The organism is Vibrio sp. OPT20, assembly GCF_963889365.1.
Taxonomy (GTDB): Bacteria; Pseudomonadota; Gammaproteobacteria; order Enterobacterales; family Vibrionaceae; genus Vibrio; species Vibrio splendidus.
Genome location: NZ_CAWPOA010000035.1, coordinates 77,695 through 91,411, shown reverse-complemented (window position 1 = coordinate 91,411; position 13,717 = coordinate 77,695). Strand labels below are relative to the sequence as shown.

The window sequence follows — 13,717 nt, the reverse complement described above, 5'->3', positions numbered from 1 at the left end:
AGCCCCTAGGCGTTAACCTAAGGGCTTATGATTTGATTCGGTTGTATTGTGTAAGCTACTTAGTCTTGTTCTTTTCTGCTATCCACTGCGACATGTACTTAGTACTCGCCATGCTGTGGTGCTTGAGCATCGAACCAAAGAAGTTATCCAGTCGATGAGATTCAAGTTCAGACTCTAACGCAGTTAATCGCTCGATCAATGTGTCACCCAGTTGATTCTGCTCATAGTGCGCTTCAAGGATCGAATGACATTGGCTTTGTGCCTTCAGCCAGTTCTCTTCATCGTTATAAAGAGCAACAGCTTGTTCAACAAACTCGTCAATATCGTCTGCAACCGCGCCCGGCCATTGCAAATCACCTTGCGGCAACATGCCTTCACTACCAATTTCACTGGTCACGTTTGGAGTTTGAAGCTTCATCGCATCAAGCAACTTACCTTTAATGCCCGCACCAAAACGCAGTGGCGCGACACACACACGAGCTTGCTCCATCACTTCTTGAGCATCTTTTGCCCAGCCTTTGATATGGAAACCGGTTTTAGGGTTATGCAAAGCCGTGGCTTTCGGTGGCGGATACGATCCATAAATATGAAGTTCAGTGTCAGGCAGCTGCTTGCGGATCTTCGGCCAAATCTTCTGTAACTGAAGTACGGCATCCCAGTTCGGTGCGTGTCTAAAGTTGCCTATTGTCATGAAATGCTTACGTTCTTCAAAGCTTTTCGTGCTTTCAGGTAGAGTGTTGAGATCAACCATGAACGGCAAGTGATGAAGCAGTTTAGGATCGACATTGAATTCAGATTGAAGCAGCTCCATCTCATAGCTTGAAATGATCAACGAAAGATCACAGCGTAGAATCGCGGCAATTTCACGTTTAGCCAAGTCACTGTACAAATGCGCTTTGGTTAGTTCAGTCTCTTTCTTAACGGCTTCGTGGCGTGCATTACGTAGAAACTGCAAGTCTTCGGTATCCAATAACTTAAATGCATTCGGACATACCTTCTCCACACGCCATCCAAATTGCTCTTCCATCATAAAACGGTCGAACATCACGACATCGGGTTGTAGCTCTTCAATGTACTGGTCAAAGCTGTCGCAATTCAACTGTATAGATTGGCTTGTGATGCCCTCTTCAGAGAGATCAATCATGTGCTCGGTTTCTTGAGCTGGCGTTGCGAACTCAACGGACCAACCTTGCCTCTTAAATAGACGTAAAAGAGACATCATATGGCTGCCCGCCGCCGATGAATTCGGTTCTGGCCAAACGTAGCCAATTGCTAAAACTTTCTTCAAAACACTTCCTAAGAAATAACAAAAGGGACTGTAAAAGTCCCAAATTAAACGTAAGTCGATTTATACCGCTGATTACAATTAGTTCTAAAAACTCAGCGATCAGATTCGCTCACCTACATTGCGAGCTATCATAAGTACTTCATCAGCAGAATACAGGTTTGAAATCGTGGTTTCGACTTCAGCGCCTAATGTCGACTGATACAGTTTTTGTGCAAAATTGTCTGCTCTAGTGGTAACCAGAACATGCTTTAGTGCCGAACCTTGCTGCGCTAGCTGCTGCTTTACTTGCGGAAGGGAATCAAGAATCAGCTTTCTACCCAATCCTTGACCTTGAGCGCTAGGCAAAACAGCGAGTTGTTCCAACTCCAATACTGCTTCCGGTCTAAAGCCACTTTTCTGAACCCAAATAATGTAGCCAACAATTTCACCTTCGCTTTCAGCAACAAAGTTAAGAAAGCGTGGTGAAGCGCTTAAGTTACATTGTAACCACTCTCGCGAATTTTGCTGTCGAACAAAGGCTGCTTGGTGAACTAAAGCCGCCCCATCGAGGTCGGCTTTCTTCATAAGGCGCACTTTACTCAAAACACTTTACCCATAATACGTCGCTCATTAGCGTTATTCAGTCGCTGAGTTTGGGTGCGTTTTACAGTGTAAAATGGCTCTTTCTAGAAGCTCCAAAGCAGATTTATCGGCCTCAGGAAGTTTAGCATCCGATTGACCTAGCGGTTCAACGCGGCTGCCCCATTTAATATGGCCAGCACCCCAAGTTAAACCAGCGCCAAATGCCGCAACAAGAATGTTGTTGTTAGGCTTAACGAAACCTTGCTCTAGCGACTCACATAATGCAATTGGCACAGTAGCGGCCGATGTGTTGCCGTAGTTTTGGATGTTAATAAACGCTTTCTCGCGATCAATACCCGCCATATCACACAGAGTTTGGATGATTCGGATGTTGGCTTGGTGCGGGATCACAACGTCGATATTGTCGGTTGAGATACCTGTGCGGCTCAAGACTGTGTGTGCCGCTGCGCCCATGCCTTTCACTGCGCGTTTGAAGATCTCTTTACCAACGAAATCGAAGTCCCAGTAACCGTTGTCAGCCGCAAAGCGGTCCATAGAAGTACCGAATTTTGGTACCGCTAGAATATCGCGGCCTTCGGCGTCACAACCGATTTGAGCTTCTTGTAAACCCACTTGCTCTTCAGTACGTGATAGAACCACAGCGCCAGCGCCGTCACCGAAAAGAACCGCAGTGTCACGCTTGGTCCAATCAATGAAGAATGACAGACGCTCAGCACCCACAACGATGGCGTTGCGGTAATTACCAGCCTGAATCAATCGAGTTGCCGTTTCAACGCCGTAGATGAAGCCAGTACACGCTGCGTTAAGGTCGAAAGCCGCTGCACTCTTAATGCCTAAGTTCTGTTGAACCTTAGATGCGGTATTTGGAATAAGTGAGTCTGGGCTGCACGTCGCGATGATCACGAGATCGATATCTTCGGCTGTTAGGCCAGCACACGCCATGGCATGTTTCGCTGCAACAGTCGCTAGCTCAGAGGTATTTACATGACTGATACGACGGTTTTCGATACCAGTTCGAGTTCGAATCCACTCGTCAGACGTATCAATGAAAGTGCTTAGATCATCATTGGACAGCACGGCTGGTGGTAGACACTTTCCCCAGCCAGTAATTTCGGCGTAAAATTTTGTCATCATTTACCTGTTTATTGTTTGTTTTTATTTAAGTATCGTATTCTAGTTTTAAACAGTATAAGCGCTCCGTGCGTGATTCGTAAATCGCGTTAGCAACGGAGTTACAATAAAAAGAGAAAGTTATGTCTACATTCAACACACGATGCCCTTCTTGTAATGGCGTAAACCGAGTTCCTTCAGAAAGAATTTCAGAAAGCCCAACTTGTGGTAAATGCAAAACAGCATTGCTCGATGACGCTCCCATCGAGGGAACGTCACTTAATTTCCAATCTATCTTGAACAGTTCACAGCCTGTGGTTGTCGATTTCTGGGCGACATGGTGTAACCCATGCGTGGGTTTTGCGCCAGTATTCAGTGACGTTGCTAATGAGCGTTCGGGAGATGTTCGATTCGTTAAGATTGATACTGAAGCTCAGCAGCAGCTTGCAGCAATGTATCAAATCAGAAGCATTCCGACCGTGATGGTGTTTAAAGACGGTAAACGTGTCGATACAATTAACGGAGCATTACCAAAAGGTCAATTTGATCAGTGGCTTAATCAAGCTCTAACCAAGTAACACTATTGTTTAAGCTTTTGTTTAAGCTATTGATTAAGCGATTGGTTAAGCTATTGGTTAAGCTATTGAATTAGCTTTGGCTTTATTCTAAGTAAGCACACAAAAATAGGTTAGAGAGTCTTACCAAATCAAGACTATCTAACCTACAGTTTTATTTATGGTTATCATTTAACTTCTTGAATTAAACCACAGCTTCGCCTTTCGCTTGAATACTAGATGCTTGCTTACCTAACCCGTATTGCTCTTTGATTTGATCTGCAACTTTTTCAGCAATCATAATGGTTGGCGCGTTGGTGTTTGCCCCAATCAATGTCGGCATCACAGAAGCATCAATGACTCTTAAGTTATCCAATCCATAAACTTTAAGATCGTTATCTACCACGGCTAATGAATCACTACTAGGGCCCATTTTACAGGTCCCGACCGGGTGATACTGAGTGTCTGCACGGTTGCGAATGTCTTGCTCGATAGCCTTGTCATCACTGGCGTCCACTGGGTAGAAAGCATTGCCACGGATGTCATCAAACGCCGAACTCTCTAACATTTGATACTGCTTCTTCCAGCCCTTAATCATGATCTCCATATCTTCAGGATGACTGAAAAACGCAGGATCGATCTTAGGCGGATCATAAGGATCATTGCTATTGAGCGTTACGCTGCCGTTGCTTTTCGGACGCAACAAGGTGACATGAGACGTAAAACCATGACTGGTATGGATTTTTCTTGCATGGTCATCGACAACAGCGACCACAAATACAAACTCTAAATCCGGCACCGCGATATGATCTTCGGAACAAAGAAAACCTATCCCCTCTGCAAAATTACTGCTCATCTTGCCACGGCGTTCTTTGTGCCATAGCGGCAGAGCTTTGGTCATTTCAGAGGCCATTTGCAACGAGATGCCGAAGGTTTCGCGCTTTTCGCTGCATTTGTACGAATGCACTAAGTCGATATGGTCTTGCAGGTTCTTGCCCACTCCAGGCAACTCATGAACCTGTTCGATGTCATGCGCCTCCAAATCGTCTTTAGCACCGACACCAGACAGTAATAACAACTGGGGAGAACCAAATGCACCAGCAGATAGAATCACCTCTTTGTTGGACCTGACCTGATAACGCTGTCCGTCCGAGCCATATTCAACGCCAACCGCTTCCTTATCTTCAAACAAGACCTTATGTGTGGTGGCTTTAGTAACGACCGTGAGATTCGATCGTGAAAGGTTTGGCGTTAAGTAAGCCTTGGCAGCGCTGCATCGTTCACCATTTAACTGAGTGACCTGGGTCGGCATCGCCCCAAACTGAGCCGCACCGTTAATATCTTCATTGCGAGGTACGCCTATCGATTCACAGGCCGTTAAGTAGCGTTCAAGCATTGGGCTTGGCGATCTAAGGTTTGCCACATTAAGAGGACCACCTTGACCATGAAACTCATCTTGATGAACTTCGTTGTTTTCGGCTTTCTTAAAGTAAGGCAGACACGAATCATAGCTCCATCCCGCATTACCCATGCTTGCCCATGTATCGTAGTCGGAACGGTGCCCACGAGCGTACATCATGGCATTGATAGAACTAGATCCACCAAGTGTCTTACCTCTCGGCTGATAGCCTCTACGACCATTTAAACCCGGCTGTTCAACGGTTTCGAAAGCCCAATTATTGAGTTTGGTTGGCATCATAGCCACCACGCCAACGGGTGTATGAATGAATGGACTCGTGTCTTTACCGCCCGCTTCTAACAAGCAAACAGTGACATTAGGATCTTCCGACAGCCGAGAAGCCATGACACACCCCGCTGAACCACCGCCAACAACAATAAAATCATAACTATCCATTAGTCATCTCCGCTATTTTTAGTGGGTGCAATTCGCGCTTCAATATTTTGCCGGTTGCTGTCATGGGTAAGGCTTTGCGAATGAAGACCTTACGCGGATATTTGTAATCGGCCAATTGCTCACGACACCATGTAATCAGAGCTGCACTATCACATTGTGTATGTTCGTGAAGCACCACATGAGCGTGAATTTCTTCGCCTAGGCGATCATGATGTTCACCCACAACCGCGACCATTTCGACATCAGGATGACACATCAATACTTCTTCGATTTCGCGCGGATACACGTTGTAACCCCCACGGATGATCATGTCTTTAACGCGATCAACAATGAACAAGTTGCCGTGCTCATCGGTGCGTCCAATATCTCCTGTTAGGAACCAACCGTCTCTTATCGCTTCTGCTGTCGCCTCTGGCCTTTGATAGTAGCCTTTCATGACACTTGGACTTTTGATGCAGACTTCGCCCAATTCACCCATTGCAACAGAGTTGCCTTGTATATCAGTGATCTTGATAAGGTGACCACACAAAGGTTGACCCACACTGCCAGACAATCGGTCACCATCAATATGATTAAAGGTCGCAACTGGCGCTGTTTCTGATAAACCATAGCCTTCTAATACTGGAAGCTCAAAGCGAGACTCAAACTGTCGAATAACCTCAAGTGGCATAGAAGCACCGCCAGAAACACCCAACCTCAAGCTGTGTTTAACCTGTTCAGAGCGTTTGCTTGTGTTTTCTAAGCTATCAGGAGACTCTTCTCCCGCCTTTAATAACGCGATATACATAGTAGGAACGCCCGCAAACACGCTGACTTTATGGCTGATGATCTGTTCAATAACCAGTGATGGTTCAAAACGAGGAATCAACACCATGGTTGAACCCGTCAACACACTCGCGTTCATCATCACTGTCTGGCCGAAACTGTGGAACAGAGGAAGTGTGGCCATTGTCGTGTCGCTGTATTCCAATCTCATTAGATACTGTGACGACATCGCATTGGTCTGCATGTTGGTGTGGGAAAGCTCAGCTCCCTTTGGCTGACCTGTCGTACCTGAAGTATAAAGAATCACAGCGGTATCATCACCATGGCAAGCCACAGACTCAAAAGGAATCAAAGGTTGTGCTAACCAGTCAGCGATTGATTCATGCTGCTCGTTTCTTTTTGAAGTCGTGTCTGCGCCGGCTGGGATGGGCATTTCGACAAAGTGTTCACAATGGTTTGCCTGTTCGAAACCTTGTAAGCCATAGCGACCGATGGGCAGCTCTTCACTGCCCTCAAAGCATAAATAGGCTTTCGCGTCAGAGTCATTAAGGTGATAAGCGATCTCTCTTGCTTTAAATAACACGTTCAAAGGCACCACGACGCAGCCTGCTTTCAGAATCCCATAATAGGCAATCGGGAAATACGTGACATTCGGACACGACAACGCGACCTTATCTCCTTTCTTGAGCCCCAGCCTCTTTAAATTAGCGGCGACGTTTCCAGAAAGTTGTTCCAACTGAGAAAAGCTGACTTCATCCGTCCCCATTCGCAGAGCGACTTTATTTGGGAAAAGCGAAGCGCTGCGCTCCAAGTTAACAGCAAGATTGTGCATCCATGATCTCCTTATTCGGCTTAGACCTGTTAGTCACGGTCACCGTAGACGTTGTTGTATTTTGTTTCGAATATGTGTTTAACCTATGTTCATTTGCTCTTTGCTTTCGTTTCTAATCTATTGTTATTTCGACCCTATGCACACGTGTCCGTGTATGGCTTATTAAATTACAACATTTTGATAACATTCTGCAAAGATTGCAAAAAGACAAAAAACGGTGATATTCGGACATAATTGCAACACAGCCGACGAAAAGATGTTCGTGGTTAAGATAGAATAAGGACACTCAACAAGAGGCATATTATGGAATACACCGCAGTTTACGAACCGGATATGCAGGCATTTGGTATTCTTGATCTTCAACTATTGTCTCGATATTTTTCATCATCCTTGACAGTCGATACGTTATTGAAAGGCAGTAACATCGATGAGTTCCAGCTCAATACGCCAGATACCCACATCACGCTCGCACAAAAATTAGCGGTGTTCAGTAACGCGCTTGAGAGTTCCAACGTAGAGGGGTTAGGACTAAAAGTTGGACAGGAAGCCCGATTCAGTGATTTTGGTGTGTTGGGTTACGCAGTGTTCAGCAGTGAGACACTGTTAGACGCTCTTTTAATGGGCTTCAAATATCTGCGTCTTGCGGGCCCTGTTCTCAAGAAGACCATGTCCGTTGAACATCAAACCGGATACTTTCGCGCTGAGCAACTTATCGAGCTCGACTCTTTGTTGCCTTTCTGTTGTGAGTATTGGTTTTCCGCTATTCAAAGTTTATGTGAAGAAGTGCTACAACAGCCGTTTCCCTCTCTTGTGATCCGCTTCCCTTACCCTAAACCTACTTATGGCGATCTCTATCAGGAGATTTTCCGTTGCCGTGTAGAGTTTGATTGCGAGCAGCTTGAGTGGCAGTTCGATGCAACACGCCTATATTCACCTTTACCAACGGCTAACCCAATCACGTTACAAATGTGTTTGAAATCTTGTGACGACATGTTGGCTAGAGTCAGTGCGCCCACCAGCCTTAAAGAGAAGATCTCACAGATGTTTATTGAAAGGCCTGGCTGTTACCCTTCCATTGAAGCGCTATCCACAGAATTGGGAATGTCTTCTAGAACACTACGTAGACACCTCAAAGCCGCAGACACGAGCTATCAGAAAATATTGGATCACGTGAGATTTCACCTCTCTAGGCACTATCTTTCATCGACGCATATGAGTATTGAAGAAATCTCCGATAGAGTGGGTTTTTCGGACAGTGCGAACTTTCGGCATGCCTTTCGTAAGTGGAGCGGAAGCTCTCCAAGGCAATACCGTAAAGACATCGGATAATGTTTTTTGATACCTAAATTAAATCCAAATGATGGAAAATTAGAGGCCTATCATCTTCCAAATTAAATAACCAACGAACAAAGGCTTAACAGCTTTTCGACCGCATAAAATCTTGCCAAATCATAAAATGTCGCAATGGTATTTTAGTTTAGATGAACGATAGATTTCTTTTATCTTAACGACCATTTTTATTCGCTTTACCCAATTCGGTTTCTCCCCCATAGTCGCGGAAAATTCATCGTTTCTTTTACTATTTAGAGGCTCCTGCATTGGACAACATCCAACCAACAACTCGCATAACTGTTCCTGTTATTGCATTGTCTTTTTACGCGATCGCTTCAGGCTACTTAATGAGTTCATTACCATTAATGCTGTCTGAATATGGCTTAGACAGTAATCTATCGAGTTGGTTGGCGAGTGCCTTTTATGCAGGCCTTTTAGCGGGTACGTTATTGATTGAGCGTGCGATCGCTCGCGTTGGTCACAAAGACGCGTTCGTCATTGCACTTAGCGTATTTATCGCAACAATTCTTGTATTACCGTTGGCGCCACATCAATCAGTTTGGTTGTTGGCTCGTTTCGTCGCGGGTGTCTCAGTCGCTGGGATCTTTGTGATTGTGGAATCTTGGCTAATGAGCGGTGAAGAATCTCAACGTGCGAAACGTTTAGGGGTTTACATGTGTTCGTTATATGGCGGTTCGGCCGTTGGTCAACTTGGCATCGGATACCTTGGTATTACGGGCGGCGTGCCTTTCATTGCAATGTTCACCCTGCTGTTTGGAGCAATCATTGTATTGATGTACGGACAAGCGACAGCACCACAAATTCACGATGCGCAGTCTTTATCACTGAAACAAATCAGTAAGCTAAGCCACAGCGCTTTGATTGGCTGTATTGTATCTGGGTTAACACTTGGGTCTATTTATGGCTTGATGCCTGTAGAACTCGCTCAGCGCAACATCGCACACCAAGACATTGGCGGTTTGATGGCGTTAGTGATTATGGGTGGTATGGCCGTTCAACCGATGGTGACGTGGTTATCTCATCACATAGGACAAGTGTTATTAATGGCTCTGTTCTGCCTACTAGGGGTTGCAAGCATTGGTGTGCTCACTATCAACCATGATTTTTACGTTCTTGGTATGAGCTTGTTTGTGTTAGGTATGGCGACATTTGCACTTTACCCAATTGCGATTAACTTGGGTTGTCGTAATTTAGACCCGAGCTACTTAGTTTCAGTGACTCAAGTTATGTTGTTGTGTTACAGCATCGGCTCTGTAGCAGGGCCATTGGTTGCGGATAGCTTTATGGATTCACAAGCAGGATTATTCACTTACCTGTTCGCGTCTCTACTCGCTACAACCATCTACATGCTAATTGCTAGCCTAAAGCGTTCTCCTTTACAGATTGCAGGCGAGTAAATCAAATAGGCAGGCACAAGAACTGTATCACTAGGGCTCTTAGTTATGACTTCCCGTCTAAATTAAGAGCCCTTTTTGTTTTATGTCGTCTGGAGGAAAGATCGACAAAAAACCAATAGAAAACAGCAATAATAGATAGAAATAAAACCTATTATTTCAAATGTTAAGGTTGAAACACGTAACCTTCACCAGTAATCGTGATGATTAATCCGTCTCCGAATAATGATCTTATTTCAGATATCGCAACAATCACAGATGAGTTGGTCACTTTCTCACTTTCCCAGCCAATCTTCTTTAATTGGCCAACACTGAACAGTTCACCTCGATGTCGATTCATAAATAAAATGATCTTTCGGTACGCCAAAGGCATGGTAGCCAGTACGTAACCATTTTCAACATTGCGAATGAGTTTGGTGTTGAGTTCAACAATTTTACCGTTTAGTTCAAGTACTACGTTGTTTTCAGAGTGGTTCGTTTCTATTGCAGGATAAGAGTCCATTTTTATATCATTCCCTTACTATATAGCCAGCGACAAAGTCAGATTCAGTTGTATTTATATAACGTCGCTTATAAGTGGACGTTTTAGATTTGACGATAATCAATGGAATTCGTACGGTAAAGAGATTAAATTTTTATTATTAATATATTAACAGGATATCAATAGAAGATTACTTATTACTCCATGACATACCCTTCGTTGGAAACGGTTTGTATACAACGGCAGTCAAGAATCCTCCTTATCTCGTAAATAGCAACCAACACAGATGCAGATGTCACCGCTTTACCTGCCCAGCCTACACGCTTCAAAATTTGCTTGCTCACCACTTGGCCTCTGTTCAGGTAAAGATAGAAAAGTACTTTACGATGAGGCTCAGCAAGCGTTCCTATTATTGAACCACAACCCTGCTTGCGTACGATTTTAGTGCCTGATTGAAACTCTTTATTGTTTAAAATGAGCTTCGACGGAAGAGCTAAATCATCCGTCTCACTGATAACTTGGTGCATTAATTCCTCGTGTTGCATAAGCAGTCGTCTCTGAGATATTTCCAATACTATCGAATAGAGCAAAAATACTAAATTGATAGATAGCTCAATACAGTAATATTACTGCAAAGCTTGATCTTGCGTAATTGATCGAGGAAATAAGCAAGGCTAACCAAGAAGTCGATGGCTTTTTCGATATTGGCTGGGTGACAAACCAAAATGTTTTTTGAAACGATGTGAAAAGTTATAAGGATCTTTGTAGCCCAACCGATTAGCAATCATAGAGACTGACCAATCTTGATATTTCAGCAAACTGGTGGCTTTATCCATGCGTAATTGAATCAATTTACTGCGTGGTGAGAGGTTGAATAGCGTCTTGGTGACTCTATTGAGCTGCTCTTCACTGATGAATACCCTTTCGGCCATCCCTGCGACAGTCCATGGCTGGTGCAGACTGCTTTCAATCTCGTTATAGAGTGCTTGAACACGTGCGGTGGTGCTGGTCGATTTGGGTTCAAACCCCGTCAACGTTCGGATGATTTCACTCAAAAGCAACTTACGGTAACTGGCTCGCCCTCCTATCTCAAAGTAAACCAAGTTCATTAATGACCAGATCTGCTCACACTCCCCGAACGGCACAATCCCCTGACCTAAACTTGCTATGTGCTGCCATTGCTGCGTATCAGGCGTCAACATCCACGCCATTTTCCAATAATTATATTGAGAATCAAGTTCAAAACGAAATGGGGTTTCGGCAGGAAGAACCACCAGCGTATAAGGCGTAATCGCTTGTACCGAGGTTGAAGTGGTTAGAATTCCGCCCCCTTCTTGAGTAAAAATCAACGTATGAACATTGACGGATTCTCGCTCAACCCAATAACCATCGTATAGCTTTGCCATACCGCCCATATAGACACCAAAGCTTTTCATCTCTGGGATATCTTCAACGGTCAAAAAACGTTCTTTGCACTGTTCGGCAAGAAAAACGTCATCGTGCCAAGTAGATTTTGGCCCCATTGACTCAATGACGGATTCGCACAGGTTTTGTTGTTTTTTAAACATGTTGTTACTTCGCTCAAAACACTATAGTTCTGCCATAAATCGGAGAGCTTATGACAACTAACATCAACCCTAACTCATCTATGAATAACAAGCCAGAGAGCATCTTACCTCGTATCGTTAAACTTGGTTTACCTGTTGCTTTGCAAAGTGCGCTTGTCGCTATTCTTGCCCTTGCTGACGTATTAATGGTCAGTGATTATGGTATGGAAGCAGCTGCGGCTGTGGGAATTGCGTCAAAATGGCACTTCGTTGCTATTATGATTATGGCAGGGTTGGCCTCAGCAAACGGTACATTAGTCGCTCAATACTGGGGAAAGAATGACCGAAAAAGCGCACGAACAGTATCATCGATTGCGATGATATTTGGCTTAAAAGTTTTGCTGCCTGTTACTGCAATCATCACTCTAGGTTCTCAGTTTTTAATGATGTTGCAAACCAGCGATCAAACCGTGATTGAACTTGGCGCAACTTACCTATGGTATGGCTTCCCTGTTCTACTTCTGACTCACATTGTTGTCGTGGTAGAAGCAAGCATGCGCTCATCAGGTGACACCGTAACCCCGCTGTTATTAGGTGGCGTTACCATCGCACTCAACATTGCGCTTAACTTCATTCTTATTAAAGGTGCTTTCGGCATTCCAGCAATGGGCGTCGCAGGTGCGGCATTGGCGACAACCTTAGCGCGATTGATTCAAGTGGGCTTGATGTATAGCTACATGCGTATGCGTAAACATTGGTTATTAACGACACCGAGCTCACCACATCGCCCATCATTGTGGTTGTCTTACCGTCGCATTGCTTTGCCGTTGACGATGAATGCTGTGTTGTGGGCAATGGGTACCATGGCATATCAAATGATTTTCGGTCACATGGGCACGACTGAGCTTGCGGTGTTCTCGATGCTCGCACCATTTGAATCGCTGTGTTACTCGATCTTCTTTGGTATCTCAGTGGCGTGTTCTGTTTTGTTAGGCCATTCATTAGGCCGTGATGAATTTGATGACGCGATGAGCATGGGTCTAACCTTCATTAAAGCCGTTGTTGGTTTTGGCGCGGTCGTTGGGTTGCTACTGTTTATGGGTAAAGAACATGTTCTATCATGGCTAAACCTTTCTACCGATGCATTGTACCCACTCGCTGCACCTGCAATGACTATTATGTGCTTTGCAGTAGTCATTCGTATGCTCAACATGGTGATCATTAACGGTATTATTCGTGCTGGTGGTGATAACGCTTTTTGCCTGCGAATGGATTTCATCGCGATGTGGATGGTTGGGATTCCAGTGTGTGTTTACGGCGCATTTGTCGCTGGATGGGATTTCAAATACATCTATGGTCTGATGTTGGTAGAAGAAGTGGTGAAACTGGCCATCTGTTCACACCGATACTTGAGCCGACGCTGGATCAACAACCTCACAGTGACCTACGACGAGCCTCAAGCGGCATAAGTTACCTGTCTAGCTGTCTACCTGCCTAGCTACCTACCTAACTGCATTCCAGCTTAGATAGAAGTGTATCTACATCAAAAAGGTCTGAATAATCAGACCTTTTTTGTTTCGATTACTTTCACATTACACATACTTTCACACAGTAAACAATGTGTTACTTCTTATTCATTCGGATATGGCGGTTCGACACATTCGGCAATGGCTTCTCTGGCACTTTTCGTTTTTCATGTATCAAGTGTCGGATCGCTAAAATCGGATGCTTGAGTAACATTCTTGGCCCAGCATATCGCATCACCAAACGCATCTGCTCTTTAGGGTCAGGCTTATAGCAATGAATCGGACACTTATTGCAGGTTGGCTTCGCCTCGCCATAAGGACAGCGATCAAGTCGTGTTTCAGCATAACGCAACAGTTGCTCGCACTCTTCACATAACGCGTTGTCCAAACGAACAGCACCGTGATGATCTTTGCAATAGATGTGCACCAT

General features: G+C 44.6%; 13 protein-coding genes. 4 read left to right on the top strand and 9 right to left on the bottom strand.

What is annotated here, in order from left to right; all coding sequences use genetic code 11:
* Positions 1–55: 55 nt before the first annotated feature.
* The 3 genes from AACR09_RS07765 to AACR09_RS07755 form a co-directional block, all read right to left on the bottom strand.
* Entirely contained in the window at positions 56–1,288 is a 1,233-nt protein-coding gene (locus AACR09_RS07765) for a glycosyltransferase (protein WP_193836292.1), read from the bottom strand.
* 99 nt (positions 1,289–1,387) lie between these two features.
* Positions 1,388–1,852, bottom strand: a complete 465-nt coding sequence (locus AACR09_RS07760; protein WP_004731086.1) for a GNAT family N-acetyltransferase — start codon at positions 1,850–1,852, stop codon at positions 1,388–1,390.
* Between the two features lie 51 nt (positions 1,853–1,903).
* Positions 1,904–3,001, bottom strand: a complete 1,098-nt coding sequence (locus AACR09_RS07755; RefSeq protein ID WP_193836302.1) for a ketoacyl-ACP synthase III — start codon at positions 2,999–3,001, stop codon at positions 1,904–1,906.
* 122 nt (positions 3,002–3,123) lie between these two features.
* Here AACR09_RS07755 and trxC point away from each other — a divergent pair, with 122 nt between their 5' ends.
* Positions 3,124–3,558 carry a thioredoxin TrxC gene (gene trxC, locus AACR09_RS07750; protein ID WP_193836291.1) on the top strand — a complete coding sequence of 145 codons (435 nt, stop codon included), beginning with the start codon at positions 3,124–3,126 and terminating at the stop codon, positions 3,556–3,558.
* A 181-nt stretch (positions 3,559–3,739) separates the two neighbouring features.
* Here trxC and AACR09_RS07745 read toward each other — a convergent pair whose 3' ends face one another.
* Both AACR09_RS07745 and AACR09_RS07740 read right to left on the bottom strand, forming a co-directional pair.
* Entirely contained in the window at positions 3,740–5,389 is a 1,650-nt protein-coding gene (locus AACR09_RS07745) for a GMC family oxidoreductase (RefSeq protein WP_193836290.1), read from the bottom strand.
* Complete coding sequence (locus tag AACR09_RS07740) at positions 5,382–6,986, bottom strand: long-chain-fatty-acid--CoA ligase (RefSeq protein ID WP_193836289.1); 1,605 nt, start codon at positions 6,984–6,986, stop codon at positions 5,382–5,384. The genes AACR09_RS07745 and AACR09_RS07740 overlap by 8 nt, the downstream gene beginning before the upstream one ends.
* A 303-nt stretch (positions 6,987–7,289) precedes the next feature.
* Between AACR09_RS07740 and AACR09_RS07735 the strand changes: the two genes are divergently transcribed.
* The gene (locus AACR09_RS07735) at positions 7,290–8,315 is read left to right on the top strand and encodes an AraC family transcriptional regulator (protein WP_102503069.1); all 1,026 of its coding nucleotides are present in this window, start codon (positions 7,290–7,292) and stop codon (positions 8,313–8,315) included.
* Positions 8,316–8,584: 269 nt separating this feature from the next.
* The gene (locus AACR09_RS07730) at positions 8,585–9,736 is read left to right on the top strand and encodes an MFS transporter (protein WP_017079268.1); all 1,152 of its coding nucleotides are present in this window, start codon (positions 8,585–8,587) and stop codon (positions 9,734–9,736) included.
* A 163-nt stretch (positions 9,737–9,899) separates the two neighbouring features.
* On the opposite strand, the gene AACR09_RS07725 is transcribed toward AACR09_RS07730, so the two are convergent.
* From AACR09_RS07725 to AACR09_RS07715, 3 genes are all read right to left on the bottom strand, one after another.
* On the bottom strand, positions 9,900–10,235 hold the full coding sequence (locus tag AACR09_RS07725) for a winged helix-turn-helix domain-containing protein (RefSeq protein ID WP_017079269.1): 336 nt from the start codon (positions 10,233–10,235) through the stop codon (positions 9,900–9,902).
* A 176-nt stretch (positions 10,236–10,411) separates the two neighbouring features.
* Positions 10,412–10,759, bottom strand: a complete 348-nt coding sequence (locus AACR09_RS07720; protein WP_029222224.1) for a winged helix-turn-helix domain-containing protein — start codon at positions 10,757–10,759, stop codon at positions 10,412–10,414.
* Between the two features lie 129 nt (positions 10,760–10,888).
* Positions 10,889–11,782 (bottom strand): helix-turn-helix transcriptional regulator, encoded by an 894-nt coding sequence (locus tag AACR09_RS07715; RefSeq protein WP_193836288.1) that lies wholly within the window; start codon positions 11,780–11,782, stop codon positions 10,889–10,891.
* Between the two features lie 50 nt (positions 11,783–11,832).
* Here AACR09_RS07715 and AACR09_RS07710 point away from each other — a divergent pair, with 50 nt between their 5' ends.
* Complete coding sequence (locus tag AACR09_RS07710; RefSeq protein ID WP_017079272.1) at positions 11,833–13,230, top strand: MATE family efflux transporter; 1,398 nt, start codon at positions 11,833–11,835, stop codon at positions 13,228–13,230.
* Positions 13,231–13,384: 154 nt separating this feature from the next.
* On the opposite strand, the gene AACR09_RS07705 is transcribed toward AACR09_RS07710, so the two are convergent.
* On the bottom strand, positions 13,385–13,717 hold a 333-nt coding region (locus AACR09_RS07705; protein ID WP_228011029.1), incomplete at its 5' end, for a nitrous oxide-stimulated promoter family protein.